Annotated in this window: 19 protein-coding genes; 15 read left to right on the top strand and 4 right to left on the bottom strand. The window is 41.9% G+C overall.

Going from position 1 to position 21,196, the window contains the following annotated elements; genetic code table 11:
• The 4 genes from ftsA (at nt 1) to WC743_RS19345 (ending at nt 5,091) form a co-directional block, all read left to right on the top strand.
• Nucleotides 1-1,347 (top strand): cell division protein FtsA, encoded by a 1,347-nt coding sequence (gene ftsA, locus WC743_RS19360; protein WP_373014646.1) that lies wholly within the window; start codon nt 1-3, stop codon nt 1,345-1,347.
• A gap of 127 nt (nt 1,348-1,474) precedes the next feature.
• Nucleotides 1,475-3,070 (top strand): cell division protein FtsZ, encoded by a 1,596-nt coding sequence (ftsZ, locus tag WC743_RS19355; RefSeq protein WP_373014644.1) that lies wholly within the window; start codon nt 1,475-1,477, stop codon nt 3,068-3,070.
• Between the two features lie 230 nt (nt 3,071-3,300).
• The gene (locus WC743_RS19350) at nt 3,301-4,545 is read left to right on the top strand and encodes an aminotransferase class I/II-fold pyridoxal phosphate-dependent enzyme (protein WP_373014641.1); all 1,245 of its coding nucleotides are present in this window, start codon (nt 3,301-3,303) and stop codon (nt 4,543-4,545) included.
• A 369-nt stretch (nt 4,546-4,914) separates the two neighbouring features.
• Nucleotides 4,915-5,091 carry a histone H1 gene (locus tag WC743_RS19345; protein WP_373014639.1) on the top strand — a complete coding sequence of 59 codons (177 nt, stop codon included), beginning with the start codon at nt 4,915-4,917 and terminating at the stop codon, nt 5,089-5,091.
• Nucleotides 5,092-5,249: 158 nt separating this feature from the next.
• On the opposite strand, the gene dapA is transcribed toward WC743_RS19345, so the two are convergent.
• Together dapA and WC743_RS19335 are read right to left on the bottom strand one after the other, a co-directional pair.
• Complete coding sequence (gene dapA / locus WC743_RS19340; protein WP_373014637.1) at nt 5,250-6,128, bottom strand: 4-hydroxy-tetrahydrodipicolinate synthase; 879 nt, start codon at nt 6,126-6,128, stop codon at nt 5,250-5,252.
• A 98-nt stretch (nt 6,129-6,226) separates the two neighbouring features.
• Nucleotides 6,227-8,065 (bottom strand): UbiD family decarboxylase, encoded by a 1,839-nt coding sequence (locus WC743_RS19335; protein ID WP_373014635.1) that lies wholly within the window; start codon nt 8,063-8,065, stop codon nt 6,227-6,229.
• A gap of 150 nt (nt 8,066-8,215) precedes the next feature.
• Between WC743_RS19335 and WC743_RS19330 the strand changes: the two genes are divergently transcribed.
• The 4 genes from WC743_RS19330 to dctA all read left to right on the top strand — a co-directional run bounded on the left by WC743_RS19330 (nt 8,216) and on the right by dctA (nt 11,087).
• Nucleotides 8,216-8,527, top strand: coding sequence for a nucleotidyltransferase family protein (locus WC743_RS19330; RefSeq protein WP_373014633.1), 312 nt, complete (start codon nt 8,216-8,218; stop codon nt 8,525-8,527).
• A complete protein-coding gene (locus tag WC743_RS19325; protein WP_373014631.1) occupies nt 8,514-8,858 on the top strand; it encodes a DUF86 domain-containing protein in 345 nt (114 codons plus the stop codon). Before WC743_RS19330 ends, WC743_RS19325 begins: the two co-directional genes overlap by 14 nt.
• A 69-nt stretch (nt 8,859-8,927) precedes the next feature.
• Nucleotides 8,928-9,767 (top strand): sulfite exporter TauE/SafE family protein, encoded by an 840-nt coding sequence (locus WC743_RS19320; RefSeq protein ID WP_373014630.1) that lies wholly within the window; start codon nt 8,928-8,930, stop codon nt 9,765-9,767.
• An 81-nt stretch (nt 9,768-9,848) separates the two neighbouring features.
• On the top strand, nt 9,849-11,087 hold the full coding sequence (dctA, locus tag WC743_RS19315; protein ID WP_373014628.1) for a C4-dicarboxylate transporter DctA: 1,239 nt from the start codon (nt 9,849-9,851) through the stop codon (nt 11,085-11,087).
• Here the strand turns inward: dctA and WC743_RS19310 are convergent.
• Nucleotides 11,084-11,857: a carboxypeptidase-like regulatory domain-containing protein gene (locus tag WC743_RS19310; RefSeq protein ID WP_373014626.1), complete on the bottom strand. Its 774-nt coding sequence runs from the start codon at nt 11,855-11,857 to the stop codon at nt 11,084-11,086. The genes dctA and WC743_RS19310 overlap by 4 nt on opposite strands.
• Nucleotides 11,858-12,101: 244 nt before the next feature.
• On the opposite strand from WC743_RS19310, the gene sucD reads away from it, so the two are divergent.
• From sucD to WC743_RS19275, 7 genes are all read left to right on the top strand, one after another.
• The gene (sucD, locus tag WC743_RS19305) at nt 12,102-12,980 is read left to right on the top strand and encodes a succinate--CoA ligase subunit alpha (RefSeq protein WP_373014624.1); all 879 of its coding nucleotides are present in this window, start codon (nt 12,102-12,104) and stop codon (nt 12,978-12,980) included.
• A gap of 227 nt (nt 12,981-13,207) precedes the next feature.
• Nucleotides 13,208-14,725, top strand: coding sequence for a serine hydrolase domain-containing protein (locus tag WC743_RS19300; RefSeq protein ID WP_373014622.1), 1,518 nt, complete (start codon nt 13,208-13,210; stop codon nt 14,723-14,725).
• A 76-nt stretch (nt 14,726-14,801) separates the two neighbouring features.
• The gene (locus WC743_RS19295; protein WP_373014620.1) at nt 14,802-15,578 is read left to right on the top strand and encodes a TlpA family protein disulfide reductase; all 777 of its coding nucleotides are present in this window, start codon (nt 14,802-14,804) and stop codon (nt 15,576-15,578) included.
• A 166-nt stretch (nt 15,579-15,744) separates the two neighbouring features.
• Nucleotides 15,745-16,116, top strand: coding sequence for a methionine-R-sulfoxide reductase (locus tag WC743_RS19290; RefSeq protein ID WP_373014619.1), 372 nt, complete (start codon nt 15,745-15,747; stop codon nt 16,114-16,116).
• Nucleotides 16,117-16,771: 655 nt separating this feature from the next.
• Nucleotides 16,772-17,743, top strand: coding sequence for a ribonucleoside-diphosphate reductase small subunit (locus tag WC743_RS19285; protein ID WP_373014617.1), 972 nt, complete (start codon nt 16,772-16,774; stop codon nt 17,741-17,743).
• A 102-nt stretch (nt 17,744-17,845) separates the two neighbouring features.
• Nucleotides 17,846-20,218, top strand: a complete 2,373-nt coding sequence (locus WC743_RS19280) for a ribonucleoside-diphosphate reductase subunit alpha (protein ID WP_373014615.1) — start codon at nt 17,846-17,848, stop codon at nt 20,216-20,218.
• Between the two features lie 109 nt (nt 20,219-20,327).
• Nucleotides 20,328-20,528, top strand: a complete 201-nt coding sequence (locus WC743_RS19275; protein WP_373014613.1) for a cysteine-rich CWC family protein — start codon at nt 20,328-20,330, stop codon at nt 20,526-20,528.
• 238 nt (nt 20,529-20,766) lie between these two features.
• Here the strand turns inward: WC743_RS19275 and WC743_RS19270 are convergent, their stop codons facing one another.
• Nucleotides 20,767-21,099: a hypothetical protein gene (locus WC743_RS19270; protein WP_373014611.1), complete on the bottom strand. Its 333-nt coding sequence runs from the start codon at nt 21,097-21,099 to the stop codon at nt 20,767-20,769.
• Nucleotides 21,100-21,196 lie beyond the last annotated feature (97 nt).

The raw sequence follows: 21,196 nt of genomic DNA, 5'->3' as shown, positions 1-21,196 counted from the left end.
ATGGACAAAAGTTCAACACAAGAAAAAAGCTCGCCAATTGTAGTAGGCCTGGATATAGGAACCACTAAAATTTGCGCTATTGTTGGCCGTAGGAGCAAAAACGGCAAAATTGAGGTTTTGGGGATAGGTAAAGCAGAATCGGCGGGGGTTACCCGTGGCATGGTATCAAATATCGATAAAACAGTACAGGGCATTACCCAGGCAGTAGATGTGGCCGGTTCCCAGTCAAACGTCGAGATAAGGATAGTGAATGTTGGTATTGCGGGGCAGCATATAAAAAGCTTACAGCACCGTGGCTTAATAACCCGTAAGGATTTAAACACCGAGATAAGCCGCAAGGATATTGATAAGCTTGTTGAGGATATGTACAACCTGGTAATGCCTCCGGGCGAGGAGATCATTCACGTGCTGCCGCAGGAATTTACTGTGGATAACGAGCCGGGGGTTAAAGATCCTATAGGTATGGCAGGCGTACGATTGGAAGCTAACTTCCATATCATATCCGGCCAGGTTACGGCTATTAAAAACATTGTTAAATGCGTTAACAAAGCACAGCTGGAAAGTCAGGAACTGATACTGGAGCCATTGGCATCATCAGAGTCAGTTTTAAGTGACGAAGAAAAAGAAGCCGGTGTAGTATTGGTAGATATTGGTGGTGGTACTACAGATGTGGCCATTTTTCACGAAGGTATAATCCGTCATACTGCCGTTATCCCGTTTGGTGGTAACAGCGTTACGGAAGATATCCGCGAAGGCTGTTCAGTAATGCGCAACATAGCAGAGCAATTAAAGGTAAGGTTTGGATCGGCATTGGCTGAAGAAAATAAAGAGAACGAGATAGTTTGTGTGCCGGGTTTACGTGGCCGCGAACCAAAAGAGATCTCTGTTAAAAACCTGGCTTTTGTTATACAGGCCCGTATGGAAGAGATTGTAGAACACGTTTACTACGAAATAAAATCATCAGGTTACGAAAAGAAACTGATAGCAGGAATTGTAGTAACAGGCGGCGGCGCGCAATTGAAGCACCTTACCCAGTTAATTGAGTACGTAACCGGTTTAGATTGCCGTGTGGGTTACCCTAACGAGCACCTGGCTAAGAATGAGGTACTGCCAAAGAATATTTACGAAGAGCTGCAAAGCCCAACGTTTGCAACCGGTATTGGCCTGCTGATTAAGGGTATCCAAAAAATGGAATACAATAATGTTGCGCAGGCACCAGCAATTGCGGTTAAGGCAGAAAAAGCTAAGTATACAGATGATCGTAAATTTGGCCTTTTAGGTAAAATTTTGGAGTCGGGAAAGAAATTTATCAAGGACGATATAAAGGATGAAGACTTCCTGAAATAGTTTATCCACAACGATAAATTTTTCCACATTGTTGACATTTGTGGAAAAAGGTTGTGGAAAAAGTGGTAATATTACAATAACAAAATCTATCTGATTATCAGATTACATTTAGCTGAAAACAAGGATTATGCAGTTTGAGATGTTAAAGGAAAAATCGTCAATCATCAAAGTAATTGGTGTTGGCGGTGGTGGCGGAAACGCGGTTAACCACATGTACAGGCAAGGAATCACCGGTGTTGACTTTATTATTTGCAACACAGATGCCCAGGCCCTGGAGTTAAGCCCTATCCCTAACAAGGTACAGTTAGGTGCAAGTTTAACAGAAGGTATGGGTGCCGGTTCAATTCCCGAAGTGGGTAAAAACTCGGCTATTGAAAATATAGACGATATTAAACTGATGTTGGGCTCAAATACCAAAATGTTGTTTATTACAGCTGGTATGGGTGGTGGTACTGGTACAGGCGCAAGCCCTATCATTGCCAAAGCGGCCCGTGAGCTTGATATATTAACGGTTGGTATTATTACTACCCCATTTTCTTTTGAAGGCAAGCGCCGTAAGATGCAGGCTGATGCGGGGATGGAAGAGTTGAAAAAATATGTTGATTCGTTCCTGGTGATATCAAATGACAGGCTGCGCCAGATATTTGGTAACTTAACATTAGGATCGGCATTTGCACAGGCCGATGATATTTTAACAACTGCCGCGAAAGGTATTGCTGAGATCATAACACTGCCTGGTTATATAAACGTCGACTTTAAAGATGTGCGTACTGTGATGAAAGACAGTGGCGTATCAATAATGGGTAGTTCAACTGCCGAAGGTGAGCACCGTGCTTTAAAAGCAGTTGAAGGCGCTTTATCATCACCGTTATTAAAAGATAATGAGATAGAAGGCGCACGTTATATCCTGCTGAACATTAGCTCTGGTGATAAAGAGGTAACTATGGATGAAGTGAGCATAATTACCGATTACATACAGGAAGAAGCCGGTTTGGCTGCCGACCTGATATGGGGTAACTGCCGCGATGAGAATTTGGGCGATAGTTTATCTGTAACGATTATTGCTACAGGTTTCCAAACTAAAGATGAACGCGAGAAAGAGCACAGCAACAAAAAGATAGTATCAATGCTGGTACCTGAAAGCGCGCCATTGGTAAAACCGGTAAATGAATTTATTACACCTGTTAATGCTGATGACACTGCCGCTGTACCTTTTATGAAATTAAAGGACGAGCCAAAACAGACCGGCTTGTTTGATCTGTTTGCCCGTGCCGAAGAACAGGACGCGCAGGATAAGGTTATCAAATACGATCTGAACGACGAGACCCCGATGCCGGAAGAAACAGAAGCATCAGAGTTTACCTTTAAGGTTACTGAAACGGTAATGAACTTTGAACCTGCAAAGGTTGAAGCTAGACAGCCTGAGCCTGAACCGGAGGTTGTTGTTAATGCCGACGAAAATAAAACGGATGAATCTATTGAAGAGCAATTGCGCAAATCACGCGAACGTATAATGCGTTTAAAAGACCTGAGCATGAAATTGCGCAATGGCAACATTCAGGAGATGGAAAATATACCTGCCTACAAGCGTAAAGAAATTGCCTTACAACAAACCCCTGCATCTGATGAAAGCCAGATCTCAAGGTTCTCCTTATTGCCTGATAACGAAGGCAAAACGGAAATAAGGAATAACAATTCTTTCCTTCATGATAACGTTGATTAGATTCAACATAAAAGAGTCAGGAACCAAGACAAATTTGTCTGGATAAATTAAAGAAAGCAGGCTGCTCCATAACCATGAGGCAGCCTGTTTGCTTACCCACATATCCAAAGTCTTGATTCTTGCATCTTTACTCTTTTGTCTCAAGGTTGTTATAATCTATTCTAAAAAGTAATAACGTTTGATAGAGGGCGTTTTAAGGGTTATATTTGCAATAAATTAATATTACCATTTTGGATTTATTTGATAAAATAACAAAAAACATGGGAGGCCCGATAGGGCAGCATCAAAAATGGTCGCACGGATATTTCTCTTTCCCCCGTTTGGAAGGTGAGATAGCTCCGCATATGATGTTTAACGGCAAGGAGCATTTGGTTTGGAGCCTGAACAATTATTTAGGCCTGGCCAACCACCCGGAAGTACGCGAGGCGGATGCAAAGGCGGCTGCCGATTACGGTATGGCATACCCAATGGGTGCCCGCATGATGTCTGGCAACTCCAAACACCACGAAGAACTGGAGGATAGCCTGGCGGAATTTGTTGGTAAAGATGCAGCTTTCCTGCTCAATTATGGTTACCAGGGGATGGTATCAATTATTGATGCATTGGTTGATAGGAATGACGTAATTATTTATGATGCGGAATCACATGCCTGTATAGTTGACGGTGTTCGCCTGCATATGGGTAAGCGTTTTGTTTACAAGCATAACGATATTGAAAGCTTTGAAAAGCAGCTTGAACGTGCCGAACGCATGACCGAGCAAACCGGCGGCGGTATCCTGGTGATAACCGAGGGTGTATTTGGCATGTCAGGCGCGCAGGGTAAGCTAAAGGAGATCATCGACCTGAAAAAACAATATAAGTTCCGTTTACTGATTGATGATGCACATGGTTTTGGTACCATGGGGCCAACGGGTGCCGGAACGCATGAAGAACAAAATTGTATTGATGGCGTGGATGTTTACTTTGGTACATTCGCAAAATCAATGGCGGGTATTGGCGCTTTTGTAGCTGCAGATACCGAGATAATTAATTACCTGCGCTATAATATGCGCTCACAAACCTTTGCCAAAGCATTACCTATGCCAATGGTATTGGGTTTAAAGAAACGTTTCGAACTTTTAAAATCAAACCCGGAACTGCGCGAAAAATTATGGGTAATTGCCCGCGCTTTGCAGAACGGCTTGGTTGAGCACGGCTTTGATATAGGTATAACAAACACCATGGTTACCCCGGTATTTTTAAAAGGCGAACTGATTGACGCAACCAGTCTTACTATGGACCTGCGCGAAAACTACGGTATATTCTGCTCTATTGTGGTTTACCCGGTTATCCCTAAGGGGCTAATTGAGCTGCGTTTAATACCAACCGCTATGCATACCCTTGAGGATGTAGAACGCACCTTAGATGCCTTTAGCGAGGTTGCCGCAAAACTAAGGGACGGTTATTATAAAGAGAATAAAATGGCTATTGCCTAACCGGCATTTTTAACAATAACTAAAGCCTTACGGATATCCGTAAGGCTTTTTTGCTCTTATTTAAATTATTATATGTTAAGTAGGCTGATTAATAGGTTATTGTAAGAATAATTGCGAATTCATTAAGCTCTAAGTAAATTATTTACATAAAATGCAACGAAAAGTGCATACTCATAAAATTAATAATAATTCCCTGAAATTTGTATGTTAAGAGATAGTGTGTTATCGAGGCATTTACACGAAAAATGTGGAAAAAAACCCCTTTAAAGGCGGTTTTTTTATGCTTTAAAAGTTTTTATTTATAAAAAAACACGTTAGATTAGCTTTAATTAAAACAATAAACCTCAAAAATTTAAAGGAGTAGTCACAATGAAAAAATTTAATGAAGTGAAAGAACTGGTTGCATCACTTGAAGCTGATGCCGACAAATTTTATAACAAAGGTAACAGCGCCGCTGGAACCCGCGTTCGAAAAGGTATGCAGGACCTTAAGAACTTAGCGCAAGCAATTCGACTTGAAGTACAAGAATCGAAAAACAAAGCGTAATAAAATAGTCGAAAGGTTATTTTACTTTGGAATAAAGAATCCGGTTAGCTCTCAACTAACCGGATTTTTTATATTTTAATTTGTCATGCTGAAGGCAATGAAGCATCTGTTCGCCAGTGCGATAGCGACAGATCCTTCGCTATCGCAACCCATGACAATTATTTTATAACTTCTATCTGCTCTTTGATCTTCCCGGCTGTGCTTTCACTTACCTGCACTAATGGCAAGCGTACTGTATCGCCGCAAACACCTAAATGTTTTAATGCCGATTTTACACCGGCAGGGCTGCCTTCGGCAAACATTAGGCGGGTGAATTCTATCAGGCTGTAATTTCCAGCATGTGCGCCTTTAAAATCGCCATTTAAACAAAGCCTTACCATATCAGAGAATTGCTTTGGCAGGGCATTGCCTATTACAGATATGACACCAACAGCGCCCATCGCAATCATTGGCAACGTAATAGGGTCGTCTCCTGATATCACCAGGAACTCTTGGGGTTTATCGCGCATTAACTGGTTAAGCAGCTCAAAATTGCCTGATGCTTCTTTTATACCAATAATGTTCTTAAAATCTTTTGCTAAGCGTACAGTAGTTTCGGCACTAACAGAGCTGCCGGTGCGGCTGGGCACATTATATAAAATAACAGGCAGCGGTGCAACTTCGGCAATGGTCTTATAATGCTGATATATACCCTCTTGCGTTGGTTTATTGTAATGCGGGCTTGCTGATAAAATGGCATCATAACCAGCGATATCAAAGGCCTTTATTTCGGCAGCGGTTTCATAGGTATTGTTACCGCCTATACCTGCAACCAGGTGAACACGTTTATTCACAGCCTGGGCAGTAAATTCCCAAACCTTCTTCTTCTCGTCCTTATTCAATGTGGCGCTTTCGCCGGTTGTACCTAATGATACAAGGTATTCTACCCCGCCATCAACCAGGTGATCTATAAGCGTTTTTAACGCGCTGTAATCTACCTGTCCATCTGCCTGAAAAGGAGTCACCATCGCTACTCCTGTCCCGTGAAATTTATTCATGTGTTCTGAAATATTAAAAAGGATGCTAAGATAGCAAATTCATTAATTAATGTGTAGGTATGTGGATATGCAAATGTGCCGATGCTGAATAAAGTGGACTATATGATCCCCTCCAACGCGCCGCCTTTAACCCCCATTGCATCAACCAGCTTCTCTATCGCCGGGTCTTTTTCCAGCACGGGTGCATGATGTGGCTTTATCAGGGCATCAATAATAAGGGGGCCCGTGCAGCCCCAATGCTTATGCTCAGTAAAGCTATTAATGCCATAAATATCATGTGAGGGGTTACTGCGGGTAAATGTTACCCATACAAAGTTATTGATGCTTTGCGCCGTAAATTCGGCATCGTTACATAAAACCATTAAAGGCATGCCACTTAAATCAGCCTCGCCTAAATGTTCCTGTAATATCTCTAACATTAAGGGCATATCGCTGGTGCGAATGTTCTTAGGCACTTCAACAGCCAAAACGCCGGGCATCACCATTTTATATTTGTTGAACGGGCGTGGTAAATTAAAATTAGCAGGCAGTTCGTTCCACAGCTCGCGTTTAATTTCACCGGCTACGGTAATGGCCACTTTGCTACCGGTGTTAAGGCCATCACCACTGTAATCAAGGGTGTCAATAGTTGTACGGGTATGGAAGTGGAGATCGCGGGTCAGGTCAATTCGCTGCAGGATGTGTTTTAAGAATCCGCCAATATCATTCACATTCAAATTCGGATCATCCTCTTTTGCAGCGATGAACAGGTATTTGGCCAGGCTTAGTTGCCCTTTGCCTAAAATATGATTTGCTATGGTAATGATCTCCTGCGGCCTGCGCTCTTTTACGTAGGGGGTATAACGCTCACTGCCAATGGCAAATAACAGGGGATGCACACCCGCCGCATCAACCGCGTTAACGGCATGCAGGCCCGGTATTTCTTTAGGGATGGCACTGCCGGTTATCTCATGTATGAGTGCGCCAAAGCTGGTATCTTCCTGCGGTGGCCTGCCCACAACAGTGAACGACCAGATGGCGTCTTTACGATGATAAACGTTATGCACCTTCAATAACGGAAAAGGATGTTTTAAGCTGTAATAGCCCAGGTGATCACCAAAAGGGCCCTCGGCTTTATTTTCCATCGGCATAACAGTGCCGGTTATCACAAAATCAGCATCCGCAGAGATACAAAACCCTTCATCATCATAAAAATACCGGAAACGACGGTTTCCCAACGCACCGGCAAAGGTCATTTCAGATAAGCCTTCGGGCAGAGGCATTACGGCCGCTACAGGGTGTGCCGGCGGCCCGCCTACAAATATGCTTACTTTTAAAGGTTGCCCTTTTGCATTTGCTTTAGTTTGGTGCACACCAATACCGCGGTGCAACTGGTAATGCAGGCCTATCTCCTGATTCTGCACATAATCATTACCGCCTAATTGTATACGATACATGCCCAGGTTGGCATTCATAATGCCAGGCAGATCCGCGTCTTCGGTATAAACCTGTGGCATGGTAACAAAGGGGCCGCCATCCATTGGCCAGTTAACTATCTGGGGCAACTCGCTTATATCTGTACGACCGAAGTTGACAGGTGCACCTTTACCTACTTTCATTGGCAAGGCCGATAGGGCGGTTAAAGCCGTATTAGCATATTTAAAAGGGTGTTTTATAGCCTTGATAGGGTCGTTTTTAATATCAACCAGGGTTTTGATCTTATCCAGCGTATCCCTGAAAATAAAACGCGAGCGATCCAGCGTGCCAAACAAATTAGATACGGCCGGGAATTTACTGCCTTTTACATTCTCAAACAAAATAGCAGGCCCTTCGTGCTCAAAAACACGCAGGTGTATAGCCGCCATTTGCAGGTAGGGATCAACCTCTTCTTTTATGCGGATAAGGTGATTATTCTTTTCAAGATCGGCTATGCAAGCCTGTAAACTTTTGTAACCCATTAGTGCTTCAAAGATATTACAGATTAATCATTTTATAGTTATTGTTCTTAAATCAAGTTATTATTGGTTGTATTAGGTTTAATAAGCTATGACATTTATTTTGGATTGTAAGTTAACACGATATTTACCGATTTTTGCTAAATTTACAGTATGATACGTAACATGGCTATTTTTCAATCTCCTGAATTTATAAACCTCTGCAAGGTTCATAAGGTGAAAGAATTATATGCTTTCGGCTCGGTAGGGAGAGGTACTGATACTGAAACAAGTGATATGGATTTGATTGTTGAAATAGATGAACCCAACCCTATATTTAAGGGTAAGCTGCTCTTAAGCCTTTATAATAAATTCGAAGCTTATTTTAATAAAAAGGTAGATCTTTTAACCTTTGATTCTGTAAAAAATCCGTTTCTTGAAGAGTTTATTGGTACTTCCAAACAAAAGGTATATGGAAGAGATTAAGCGAAAGGCTAAATTGTTTAATGATATTATTAGCAGTATAATTCTTATTGAACAATTTCTAGGATCCATAAACTTATTTGAAGAATATACTGTAGATGTAAAAACTAAAAGCGCTATAGAAAGGCAATTGGGGATTATAGGCGAAGCCGTTAAACGCATCAAAGATATCGACTCACAAGAGCTTATTCAATTCCATAATGATATTATTGGATTCAGAAATATTTTGATTCATAATTATGACGGTATAGATGATTCAATAGTATGGGCAATTATAAAACAGGACCTCGCCTTGTTGAAAGAAGAAGTGGCTAAAAAGCTGAATCTTGAATAGTATTCTTATTCTTCAAATCGTTTCTAAAAACTTATCTTACTTTTACGGCTTTAACCAAGTGCTTACCATATGTCGGTAATTGTATTTACTATAATAATTCTTATTGGCGCATATTTCGCGGGATTGCTGGGTTCACTAACCGGACTTGGTGGTGGGGTGGTGATCATTCCGCTGCTTACCGTTTTACTTGGGGTTGATATTCATTACGCTATTGGCGCGTCGCTGGTATCGGTAATAGCAACCTCATCAGGTTCGGCAGCGGCATATGTAAGAGAAGGGATAACCAACATACGGCTGGGCATGTTTTTAGAAATAGCCACCACCCTTGGCGCATTTGCCGGCGCCTTGCTTGCCATATATATTCCTGCCGAGTACATTGCTGTTTTATTTGGGGTGATACTCATTTTTTCGGCTTTAATGTCGTTAAGAAAGAAGGCGGAAAAGCTCATAACCGAACCCAGTTACCTTGCAGCTAAATTTAAACTTTATGGCAGCTACCCTGATGGTAACGGCAATGTGGTACAGTACGGCGTTACACGTGTAAGTGGCGGCTTTGTAATGATGCTTTTTGCCGGTGTAATAAGCGGTTTGCTGGGTATTGGATCAGGCGCATTAAAGGTAATAGCGATGGACAGCATCATGCGGATCCCCTTTAAGGTATCAACCACTACCAGTAATTTTATGATAGGTGTTACAGCAGCGGCAAGCGCGGTAGTTTATTTGCAAAGGGGCTATATAGACCCGGGAATATCCATGCCCGTTGTAATAGGGGTGCTGCTGGGTGCCATAACGGGTTCAAAAATATTGGTGCATACCAAATCATCGGGCTGGTTACGGTGGGTATTTGCCGTAGTAGTAACCGTTTTAGCCGCCCAAATGATCTATAAAGGCATTACCGGGAACGTTTAAGAAAGTTTAAAAGTGAAAAAGTTAAAGGTTTAAAGTTGATTTTGACTTTAAACTTTGTACTTTCAACTTTTAACTATCAACATGAAACGCCTTATCAGCAACCTCACTTTCCAGGTTATTATTGCCATTATATTGGGGGTGGTGGTTGGTTTGTACTTTAAAGGTTTCGCGCCAACAGCGCAACTTATCAGCAAAACATTTATCAGCCTTATAACGATGCTGATAGCGCCTATTATCTTTTTCACTATTGTACTGGGTATTGCCGGTATGAGCGATATGAAAAAGGTGGGCCGTGTAGGCGGTAAGGCGCTGCTCTATTTTGAGCTGGTAACCACCCTGGCGCTAATAATTGGTGTTACGGTAGCTAACCTGGTAAAACCCGGCGCAAATTTTATAAACAACCATGTTAAGGTAGATGCTTCCAAGCTTGCCGTGTATGAAAAAGCCGCGTCAGAAATGAAGTGGGGCGATTTTATAGCACACATAGTTCCTGGCAATGTGTTTGAAGCTTTTGCCAAAGGCGATATTTTACAGATCCTTTTCTTCGCAATATTATTTGGGTTTGGCCTGAGTAAAATGGGAGCGACTGGCCAGTCTGTTATTTCCACGTTTGATAAGTTATCCAAAGTATTCTTCAACATTATGAAGATAGTTATGCGGGTAGCGCCGATAGGCGCTTTCGGCGGGATGGCTTATACCATTAGCACTTACGGAATTGCAACCCTGCAACCTCTGGCATTGCTTATGGGATCGGTTTACCTCACTATGTTCCTGTTTATATTTGTAGTGCTAAACATAATTGCCTACCTGTTTAAGTTTAGCCTGTGGCAGTATTTGAAACATATTAAGGAAGAGATCCTGATTGTATTGGGAACCTCTTCATCAGAATCGGCCCTGCCGGGGATGATGGAAAAGCTGGAAAAATTTGGCTGTTCCAAGTCGGTGGTGGGCCTGGTGATCCCTGCCGGGTACTCTTTTAACCTGGATGGGACTACCATCTATCTATCCATGTCGGTAATATTTTTAGCGCAGGTTTTTAAGATAGACCTTTCTATAGAGCAGGAACTTACTATTATTGGCATCCTCATGATCACCTCAAAAGGGGCGGCGGGCGTAACCGGAAGTGGCTTTATCGTGCTCACATCAACGCTGGCAGCCATAAAAGTAATACCTGTTGAAGGCGTAGCGATACTGTTAGGCGTAGACAGGTTTATGAGTGAAGCCAGGGCAATTACCAATGTGATAGGCAACGGTGTAGCAACTATTGTAGTGGCAAAGAGCGAGAAGGAATTTATAAGCCGGGAGTTAACCGAAGCTTAATTATCCTCCAACGACTGCCCCGGTTTAAGCAGCGCGGGCAATGCTTTCAGTTCACCACCTTTTATCCTGAATTTTTCCAGGTTAGTTTTAATGTAGCGGATCAATTCATAATCGCTTAGCTTATCAAGTATAACAGGGGTAGGGCGATAACTGCTCATAAAGTTATCTAATGAATCGCCCTGCAGGTGGGTAATATCGGCAACCAGTGTTTTATTGAACCGGGCGTTTACATGGTTTTCCTGTTCGTCTCTGAGCAGTATTTGTTTCAATTTATAATTCGGGTTATGCTTTTTGGTGAGCGCTCTTACCAGCATGCCCACATCTATAGAAACAAAGGCGAACGGTACATAACTGGACATGGGCCTTAAAATATCTGTAAGTTTTGGCCCGGTAAAATTGAACTGCCTGGCAAACTCCTGCCGCAGGCTTACCGAATCTTTATAGTAATTCTTTTTAGCGGTTATCCGCACTTCACCTAACTGGATAGATTTTTCCTCCAGCGCAATCACTTTAACAAAACTTCCCCAACTACTAACCGGAAATTTATAGGGCAGATAGCCCATGGTTTTAATTCGGACAGTATCAAAAGGAGTAGTTATTTTAAGCGTGAACACACCATTATCATTAGTAAAAGCGCTGCCCGATGTGCAGGTTACAAAAATGTACTTCATTGGCAGCCGGGTATTTTTATCAATTACCTTACCGCTAATTACCTGGGCATTAGTTTTTAAGCAAAAAATTGTAAAGGCCGCGAACAGGTAGAGTTTCATGAGCTGCCATAAAATTAAGTGCTTATGTGCCTGTTATAAAACCGTTTAACAAATTTTAACAGAGAAGAGAAGAAGATAAATATAAATAATATAATGCACAGCAGTTTAGGCTAATCCTTCGAGGCCTTTGTGGTTAATTTACGGCTTCATTCATAACCCTAAAGTAAATTTTCAAAAATTCCCCCGTTAGGGGTTTATGGGGCGATTTTTTTTTTAGCTTTGCCATACAAAAACTAAAAAGCCGATGAGCGTTCTCGTAAATAAAGATTCCAAAGTAATAGTACAAGGTTTTACAGGTAACGAAGGTACTTACCACGCTACCCAGATGATTGAGTATGGCACGCAGTTAGTTGGTGGCGTAACACCGGGTAAAGGTGGTCAGACACATCTTGACAGGCCGGTTTTTAATACCGTTAAAGATGCGGTTGTTGAAACAGGTGCCGATGTATCTATCATATTTGTACCTCCTGCATTTGCTGCTGATGCTATTATGGAAGCTGCGGAAGCCGGTATAAAAGTTATTGTTTGTATCACCGAAGGTATCCCTACAAAAGATATGATCATGGTGAAAGAATATCTTACAGATAAGGATAGCCGTTTAATTGGCCCTAACTGCCCGGGTATTATCACAGCCGATGAAAGTAAAATAGGCATTATGCCGGGCTTTATCTTCAAAAAAGGTAATGTTGGTGTAGTTTCAAAATCAGGTACGCTTACTTACGAAGCAGTTGACCAGGTTGTTAAAGCCGGTTTAGGTATTACTACAGCAATTGGTATTGGTGGCGACCCTATTATTGGTACACCTACCAAAGAAGCGGTTGAATTATTAATGAACGATCCTGACACACATGGTATTATCATGATTGGTGAGATTGGTGGCAGCATGGAAGCTGATGCAGCCCGCTGGATCAAAGAAAATGGTACTAAACCAGTTGTAGGCTTCATTGCGGGCCAAACAGCGCCTCCGGGCCGTAGAATGGGCCACGCAGGTGCAATTGTTGGCGGTGCCGATGATACAGCTGCTGCAAAAATGAAGATCATGCGCGAGTGTGGTATCCGTGTGGTTGAGTCACCGGCAGAAATTGGTGCTGCCATGGCAGAAGAATTAGCGAAATTAGCATAATTGCAATAAGAGAATCAGGACAATAGGAGTCAGGATTCAAGATATAAGAGATCCCGGTCATTGACCGGGATTTTTTTGTTTATGAACCAGTCATGCCGAATTTATTTCGGCATCCCACCTGCAAAGTTGCGAACTGTCCTGAGAGATCCTGGAACAAGTTCAGGATGACAGCGGATTTATTTTAAAATTCTTAAATTCGTTTCATTCAGGTTCAGACAAACACTACTATGCACAAATACCTTTACCTCCTGCTTTTTATCTCCAGTACCACATTAGCTCAATACAAACCCGCTGCCTTCACTGATCCCGACAGGCTTAAGAAGATAGAAGCTACCTACCCGGTGATAGACGCGCTGTACAAAAAGTACGCGGAAGATAACCATTGGCCCGGATTGGTATATGGTATTGTGGTTGACGGTAAGCTGGTGCACACAGGCGGTTTAGGTTATACCGATATAGCAGCGAAAACGCCGGTAACTTCTAAATCTGATTTTAGAATAGCCTCCATGACCAAAAGCCTTACTGCCATGGCTATTCTTAAACTGAGGGACGAGGGTAAATTGAAGTTGGATGACCCGGCATTTCTCTACATCCCCGAGATGAAGAATAACAAGTATCTGACTAAAGATGCGACGCCAATAACTATTCGCCACTTGCTTACCCACGCGGCAGGTTATCCCGAAGATAATCCCTGGGGAGATCGCCAACTGGCAGTTACAGATGAAGAGCTGATCGCTATTTACAAAAAAGGTGTTTCATTTTCTAACAATCCGGGGCAAGGGTATGAGTATAGCAATCTTGGCTTTGCAACATTGGGTTACATTATTAAAAAGGTTTCGGATAAAACCTACCAAAACTATATCAACGATAACATATTAAAACCACTGGGCATGACCCACACCTATTGGGAGTATAGTAGAGTGCCCAGAGAGCAGTTAGCGCTGGGTTACCGCTGGCTGGATGGAAAATGGGTGGAGCAGCCTCTGCTGCATGATGGCGCTTACGGCGCTATGGGCGGTTTAATTACCACTATTGAAGATTTTAGTAAATACATGGCCGTGCATATGAACGCCTGGCCCATGCGCGATGATGCAGAGACCGGCCCGGTTAAGCGAAGTTCTGTTCGGGAGATGCAATATCCCTGGGATGTTAATTATTTGACGGTTAATGCCAAAACAACAACAGGCAGGCCTTGTCCAACGGTATCAGCTTATGGTTATGGTTTACGCTGGGCTAAAGATTGTGATAGCCACGTTTACATTGGGCACAGCGGCGGTTTGCCGGGATTTGGGAGTAACTGGAACATACTGGCAGATTATGGGGTAGGTGTAGTATCATTTGCCAATTTAACTTATGCAAATGGGGGTAGGGCTAATGCTATTGCTTTAGACACGCTGCTGGCTTTGTCTGGCATAAAGCCTCGTCAGTTACCTGCATCGCAAATATTAACGCAACGCCGGGATGAATTGGTGAAGCTGCTGCCCAACTGGGGCAACCCGCAAGCCACCGGCATATTCGCCGGTAACTTTTTCATGGATTACTTCCCCGATAAATTAAAGGCCGAAGCTGTGGATATTTTCGCCAAAGCAGGCAATATTATGAGTATAGGAGAAGTGATACCAGAAAACAATCTGCGCGGTTATTTTATTATGAAAGGCGAAAAGGCAAACATCAAGGTATCGTTCACATTAACACCAGAGAATCCGCCGCTAATACAGGAGTATCATATTGGGCTTGTGCCATAGTGCAATAAATACAAGCAGTATGTTATCGTAAAGAGATTAAGAATTTATATCTTGTATTAACCAATCACCATCTCTTATGAAAAAGTTTTTTGTCCTTCTCGTATTTACTTTTTTGCTTGCGGATGCTTCTTTTGCAACGTCGGCCAATCCCGGATCACCACTGGTAAAACCTGATGTGATACTTAAAAACAGAGATAATTTTGATGAGTATCTGGTTAACCATTTTTTTATTTTAACCCGTGATATAATAGCATATGACCTTGCTTCAAAAGTTATCAGCAAAAAAGCATTTTTTGAAAAACTTACCACCGGCAAATATTTGCCGCTTAGGTTAAGCTCCACTGATGGCAAACTGTATTATAAACTTTATAAAATAGGTGCCAGGGTGCCTAAAGGAATGGGCTCATATATTCAGAGTTATTCAGCTATATTTTTAGAGCATTATAATAGACAGGGGAAGCCGTTTCCCAATTTTAATTTTGTTGATATCAAAGGGAATAAATATACAACGGCAAGTACCAAGGGTAAAACCGTTGTGCTAAAGTGCTGGTTCATTGGCTGTACCCGTTGCGAACAGGAGATGCCCGAACTGAATATATTAATGGCACAATACAAAAACCGAAAGGATATTATATTTTTAAGCCTTGCTATTGATTCAAAACCCAAGCTCGAAGCATTTTTAAAACGCAAACGGTTTGATTATCCTATAGTAGCGGATCAGGAGGGGTTCATGAGCAAAAAAATGCAGGTTGATGCTTACCCAACACATTTCATTATCAATAAAAACGGCGTTATTGTAAGCGTGGTTGATAACCCCGATGAGATTGAATATGCTCTGAAGAATAAGATTTAACTTCCATTTTCACTTGGTCAAACCTGTGTAAATATCAACTTTCAAAACAAAATTAACGGGCAAATTGTCGTATATTTATGTAAGGAGCTGAAAGGTTATAAGGCAAAAACTAAAAGGTTTTTAGCCGTTAATCACTAATTCGCTAACTCATAAATCACTAATTAAAATGTACAATCAATTAACCCCCGAGGAAGAATATATAATACTGCATAAAGGAACTGAGCGCCCGTTTACCGGCTCTTTGCTTAATAATGATGCGCAGGGTGTGTATGTGTGTAAACGCTGCGATACGCCTTTGTATACATCCGAATCTAAATTTGAATCGCACTGCGGATGGCCGAGTTTTGATGACGAAATACCAGGCGCGGTAAAACGCGTGCCGGATGCCGACGGCCGCAGGGTAGAGATAGTTTGTAATAATTGCGGCGCGCACCTGGGCCACGTTTTTGAAGGAGAATATCTTACGCCAAAAAACACCCGCCACTGCGTAAATTCGGTCTCTATGAAATTTGTTCCCGTGGCAAAATTAGAGAAATGAAACTTTGCGATTCCGGCAAAAGAAAATTAATAATTATTGTTTTCCACATATTATATTGTTAACAATAATATCATATTCTCATAACATTTTTCGGGTCTGAAAACCGTGTTTCTGAGCCTGTTTACCTTAAGGATTTGTACCTGTTTTGTCGTGTTTAAGTAAACTAATTGCATCCTCAAATTTTTTAAAAAACCCATTAATAAAAAGCAGCAACTTTAATTTTAGGTCAGTAATATGCTGTATATAAGATGATTGAATTTTAACTGGTAACTCAAAATATTTCTATCAAAAAAATAAAGTGTTCATAACTTATAGGTGATGTTAAAAACTTAGACTAACATACAATCAACACATGCCCTATCTTTGAATCATAAGTTCTTTTAACGCTATCTGATTTGCCGGTGTTTCTAACCGGTATTTTAAAGAAAAACCCCATTTAAAAAGTGGGGGCTAATGTGCAAATAAAATAGTTTAGCAGGGATTAGTGGGGGTAATTGAAGCGAGTAAAATTAAGGTGAAAATGAGGATTTTCGCCATAAAAGAAAAAAACTCGCATTGTATACCTGTCTGCTATTGTCTCGTGCACAAAAGGCAATATTAAGATAGTGTTAATGGATAAAGAATTATAATTATTTAATATAACAGGAGAGTCGTCATGCAAGAGGAAACCGAATTACTGCTAAAGGAAAACAAAGACCGCTTTGTGATCCTGCCCATTAAGTACCCCGCTATTTGGGAAATGTATAAAAAAGCTGAAGCCAGCTTTTGGACGGCAGAAGAGATAGATCTTTCTGACGATATGAAGCACTGGGAAAATCTAAACCCTGGCGAGAAACATTTTATATCGCACATACTGGCGTTTTTTGCCGCCAGTGATGGTATTGTGAACGAGAACCTGGCCGTGAACTTCATGAGTGAGGTACAGTTGCCTGAGGCGCGTTGCTTTTACGGGTTTCAGATAATGATGGAGAACATCCACTCTGAAACTTACGCCTTGCTGATAGATACTTACATTAAAGACCCGGCCGAGAAAGACCGTTTGTTCCATGCTATTGAAACCGTGCCATGCGTAGGCAAAAAAGCCGAGTGGGCCCTTAAATGGATCAACAACGGAACATTTGCAGAACGTTTAATAGCTTTTGCCGCTGTTGAAGGGATCTTCTTCTCAGGTAGTTTCTGTTCTATATTCTGGTTAAAGAAACGCGGTTTAATGCCGGGTTTAACCTTTAGCAATGAGCTGATATCACGCGATGAAGGTTCACACTGCGAATTTGCCTGCCTGCTGTACCGCATGTTGGAGAACAAGTTATCAAAAGAAGCAGCAACCAAAATTATTACCGATGCGGTTGAAATAGAGAAAGAATTTGTGAGCGATGCGCTGCCGGTAAGCCTTATTGGTATGAACGCCAAAATGATGGGCCAGTACATTGAATTTGTTGCCGACAGATGGCTGGACGAATTAGGTTACGATAAAGTATACGGCGCATCAAATCCGTTTGATTTTATGGAGATGATAAGCTTGCAGGGTAAAACCAACTTCTTTGAAAAAAGGGTGGGCGATTATCAGAAAAGCGGCGTAATGAACTCAGCAGAAAGCAAAGCGTTCTCGCTGGATGAAGACTTCTAACCAATTTGTATGATCTCTCCACAAGAGAGACTTGAATAAAAAGATCAATTAAAAACATTTAATAAATTAACCCCGCCGGTTGGCGGATTAAGGAGGTGGCTCATGTTCGTAGTAAAAAGAGACGGTAGAAAAGAAAGCGTAAAGTTCGACAAGATCACGGCACGTATTGAAAAATTGTGCTATGGCTTCAAATTGGTTGACCCAATTGATGTGGCAAAAAAAGTAATTGAAGGTTTATTTGATGGTGTTACCACATCAGAGCTTGATAACCTTGCTGCAGAAACGGCGGCTTCGTTAACCATTAAGCACCCTGATTATGCATTGCTGGCATCGCGTATAGCGGTATCTAACCTGCATAAAAACACAATTAAATCATTCTCTGAGACCATGCGTCACCTGTATGAGTACATTGACCCTAAAACAGGCAAAAATGCATCATTATTGGCTGATGATGTTTTCGAGGTGATCCAGAAGAATGCCGAACTTTTAGACAGTACCATTATTTATGACCGCGACTTTGGTTTTGATTATTTCGGGTTTAAAACCTTAGAAAAATCATACCTGTTAAAGCTTAACGGTAAAATAGCCGAACGCCCTCAGCACCTGTTTATGCGTGTATCAGTAGGTATCCATAAAGAGGATGTGGAAAGCGCTATCAAAACCTACCACCTGATGAGCGAGCGCTGGTTTACACACGCTACCCCAACCTTATTTAATGCCGGTACCCCAAAACCACAAATGTCGTCATGCTTTTTATTAACCATGAAAGATGACAGTATTGAAGGTATTTATGATACGCTTAAACAAACCGCTAAAATTTCACAAAGTGCAGGTGGTATAGGTTTAAGCATCCACAATGTAAGGGCTACAGGCTCATACATCAGCGGTACAAATGGTACCAGCAATGGTATTATCCCAATGCTTAAAGTGTTTAATGATACCGCACGTTATGTTGATCAGGGTGGTGGCAAACGTAAAGGTGCCTTCGCTATATACCTGGAGCCATGGCATGCAGATATCTTTGAATTTTTAGATCTGCGTAAAAACCACGGTAAAGAAGAAATGCGTGCCCGCGACTTGTTCTACGCCCTTTGGGTAAGTGACCTGTTCATGAAACGTGTAGAAGCGAACGAAGAGTGGACATTGTTTTGCCCGCATGAAGCACCAGGCCTGGCAGATTGCTTTGGCGCTGAGTTTGAAGCTTTATATACTAAATACGAAAAAGAAGGCCGTGGCCGTAAAACCATTAAAGCACAGGAACTTTGGTTTGCAGTGTTAGATGCCCAGGTTGAAACCGGTACACCGTACCTGCTGTATAAAGATGCTGCCAACTCAAAATCAAATCAGCAAAACTTAGGTACTATTAAAAGCTCAAACCTTTGTACCGAAATTATGGAGTACACATCAGCCGATGAGATAGCTGTTTGTAATCTGGCATCACTGGCATTGCCACGTTATGTAATTGATGGTAAATTTGACCATGAAAAACTATATGAGGTAACCTACCAGGCTACTTTAAACCTGAATAAGATAATTGACCGTAATTACTACCCGGTTAAAGAGGCTGAGTATTCTAACCTGCGCCACCGCCCAATAGGTTTAGGTGTACAGGGTTTGGCTGATGCCTTTATCCTGCTGCGTTTACCGTTTGAAAGCGAAGAGGCAAAACAACTGAATAAAGAGATCTTCGAGACCATTTACTTTGCAGCCATGACGGCTTCTAAAGACCTGGCTATAAAAGATGGTGCTTACGAAACCTTTAAAGGTTCACCATTATCAAAAGGCAAGTTCCAGTTTGATCTATGGGATGTAAAACCGGATAGCGGCCGTTGGGATTGGGAAAACCTGCGTTTAGATGTAATGAACCATGGTGTGCGTAACTCACTGTTAGTAGCGCCAATGCCAACCGCATCTACCTCACAAATATTGGGTAACAACGAGTGCTTTGAGCCATATACCTCAAACATTTACACCCGCCGTGTACTAAGTGGCGAATTTATTATCGTAAACAAATTCTTGTTGCGTGACCTTGTTGACCTTGGCTTATGGAACAATGGTATGAAAGATAAGATCATCACTGCAAATGGGTCAATACAGGATATTGCAGAAATACCTGCCGATATCAAAGAACTGTACAAAACCGTATGGGAAATTAAGATGCGTAACATTATAGATATGGCTGCCGACAGAGGTGCTTATATCTGCCAGTCGCAATCATTAAACCTGTTCATCAACTCGCCAAATGCGTCAAAACTAACTTCAATGCACTTCTACGCATGGAAGAAAGGCTTAAAAACAGGTATGTATTACCTGCGTACACAAGCGGCATCGCAAGCGGTTAAATTTACCGTTGAGAACCAGGGTGGCAGAAACATGGATCCGGTTATACCAGAAATGGTTAACCAGGTTGCAGACGAAATACCAGAGGGCCCATCTTGCTCAATGGAAGAAGGTTGCGTTACTTGTTCAGCATAATTTTGCCTAATCCACTATAGATAGAAAGACCGGACGCTGTAAAGCTCTCCGGTCTTTTACGTTATAATGATTAATTTGATAATAATCTTTCCGACTTTCGGGATAACAAATGACCAAACACGAGATCATCCGTTGCGACCGCTGCAGTACCAGCATTGAATGTAAGGCAAACTCTTACACCAAGTGCCAGTGCAGCGTAGTACAACTGAATTTGAACGAGGTGCAATACATCAGCGAGAACTACGAAGGCTGTATGTGCGCCAAGTGTTTATTGGAACTACAGAAAGAATATCAGGAAAGTTTAGCCTAAGGTTGGTGTTATCACTACAAGTGTTCGGATAATTAAAAAGAAGCGGCGGGTTGTGCGATTCCCCTCTTGAGAGGGATGTAGGGGTGTGTCCCTTGTGCATGAATAACACACCCCTGCAGCCGCACCGCCGGACACGCCCCCTCTCTAGAGGGGAATTTTGTTGTAATATCAATCTTCCGACTTCCGAACACCTGTGGTGTTATCACCAAATTTTCTTTTATCTATCCCTCCTTTATCCTTATTCCTTCAAATACACCTCGCCTTTATATGGGTCTATAGTTGAATGGAAACTATACCCAGCCACATGCAGGAGGTAATAGGTCATGATATCGCACCAGCAGATCTCGTCATGAAACATAGGCACTTTGGGGAATGTACCTTCCTGTTTACTTTCCTCTTTGTTGTAATTATACTCGCCATCGTGTTTTCGTATCCATTCTTTAAACAGATCCATCTCAGTCGGTTCAGAAAAAACGATCTTGAAGAATGTTTCCTCGGTGACTTCTTTCAGGTCATCATTCAAATAATGGTGGTACTTATGGCGATGGCGGATTATTTTGGCTGTAAACATGCTGCGGGACTATTGTGTTGTAGACTAACACAAAACAAGGCCGTGCGTTTTAAATATCATGAAAATAAGTCTACAATTTGCAGGCTCGTGACTCGTT

The sequence above is a fragment of the Mucilaginibacter sp. genome, from assembly GCF_041660805.1.
GTDB lineage: Bacteria > Bacteroidota > Bacteroidia > Sphingobacteriales > Sphingobacteriaceae > Mucilaginibacter.
This window is presented reverse-complemented; position numbering and strand designations above follow the sequence as displayed.

Coding starts and splice junctions, on each gene's coding strand:
- WC743_RS19270 (WP_373014611.1), bottom strand. CDS start 21,099: ATGTTTACAGCCAAAATAATCCGCCATCGCCATAAGTACCACCATTAT.
- WC743_RS19295 (WP_373014620.1), top strand. CDS start 14,802: ATGAAAAAGTTTTTTGTCCTTCTCGTATTTACTTTTTTGCTTGCGGAT.
- ftsZ (WP_373014644.1), top strand. CDS start 1,475: ATGCAGTTTGAGATGTTAAAGGAAAAATCGTCAATCATCAAAGTAATT.
- WC743_RS19300 (WP_373014622.1), top strand. CDS start 13,208: ATGCACAAATACCTTTACCTCCTGCTTTTTATCTCCAGTACCACATTA.
- WC743_RS19310 (WP_373014626.1), bottom strand. CDS start 11,857: ATGAAACTCTACCTGTTCGCGGCCTTTACAATTTTTTGCTTAAAAACT.
- WC743_RS19280 (WP_373014615.1), top strand. CDS start 17,846: ATGTTCGTAGTAAAAAGAGACGGTAGAAAAGAAAGCGTAAAGTTCGAC.
- dctA (WP_373014628.1), top strand. CDS start 9,849: ATGAAACGCCTTATCAGCAACCTCACTTTCCAGGTTATTATTGCCATT.
- WC743_RS19335 (WP_373014635.1), bottom strand. CDS start 8,065: ATGGGTTACAAAAGTTTACAGGCTTGCATAGCCGATCTTGAAAAGAAT.
- sucD (WP_373014624.1), top strand. CDS start 12,102: ATGAGCGTTCTCGTAAATAAAGATTCCAAAGTAATAGTACAAGGTTTT.
- WC743_RS19345 (WP_373014639.1), top strand. CDS start 4,915: ATGAAAAAATTTAATGAAGTGAAAGAACTGGTTGCATCACTTGAAGCT.
- WC743_RS19325 (WP_373014631.1), top strand. CDS start 8,514: ATGGAAGAGATTAAGCGAAAGGCTAAATTGTTTAATGATATTATTAGC.
- WC743_RS19290 (WP_373014619.1), top strand. CDS start 15,745: ATGTACAATCAATTAACCCCCGAGGAAGAATATATAATACTGCATAAA.
- WC743_RS19330 (WP_373014633.1), top strand. CDS start 8,216: ATGATACGTAACATGGCTATTTTTCAATCTCCTGAATTTATAAACCTC.
- ftsA (WP_373014646.1), top strand. CDS start 1: ATGGACAAAAGTTCAACACAAGAAAAAAGCTCGCCAATTGTAGTAGGC.
- dapA (WP_373014637.1), bottom strand. CDS start 6,128: ATGAATAAATTTCACGGGACAGGAGTAGCGATGGTGACTCCTTTTCAG.
- WC743_RS19320 (WP_373014630.1), top strand. CDS start 8,928: ATGTCGGTAATTGTATTTACTATAATAATTCTTATTGGCGCATATTTC.
- WC743_RS19275 (WP_373014613.1), top strand. CDS start 20,328: ATGACCAAACACGAGATCATCCGTTGCGACCGCTGCAGTACCAGCATT.
- WC743_RS19285 (WP_373014617.1), top strand. CDS start 16,772: ATGCAAGAGGAAACCGAATTACTGCTAAAGGAAAACAAAGACCGCTTT.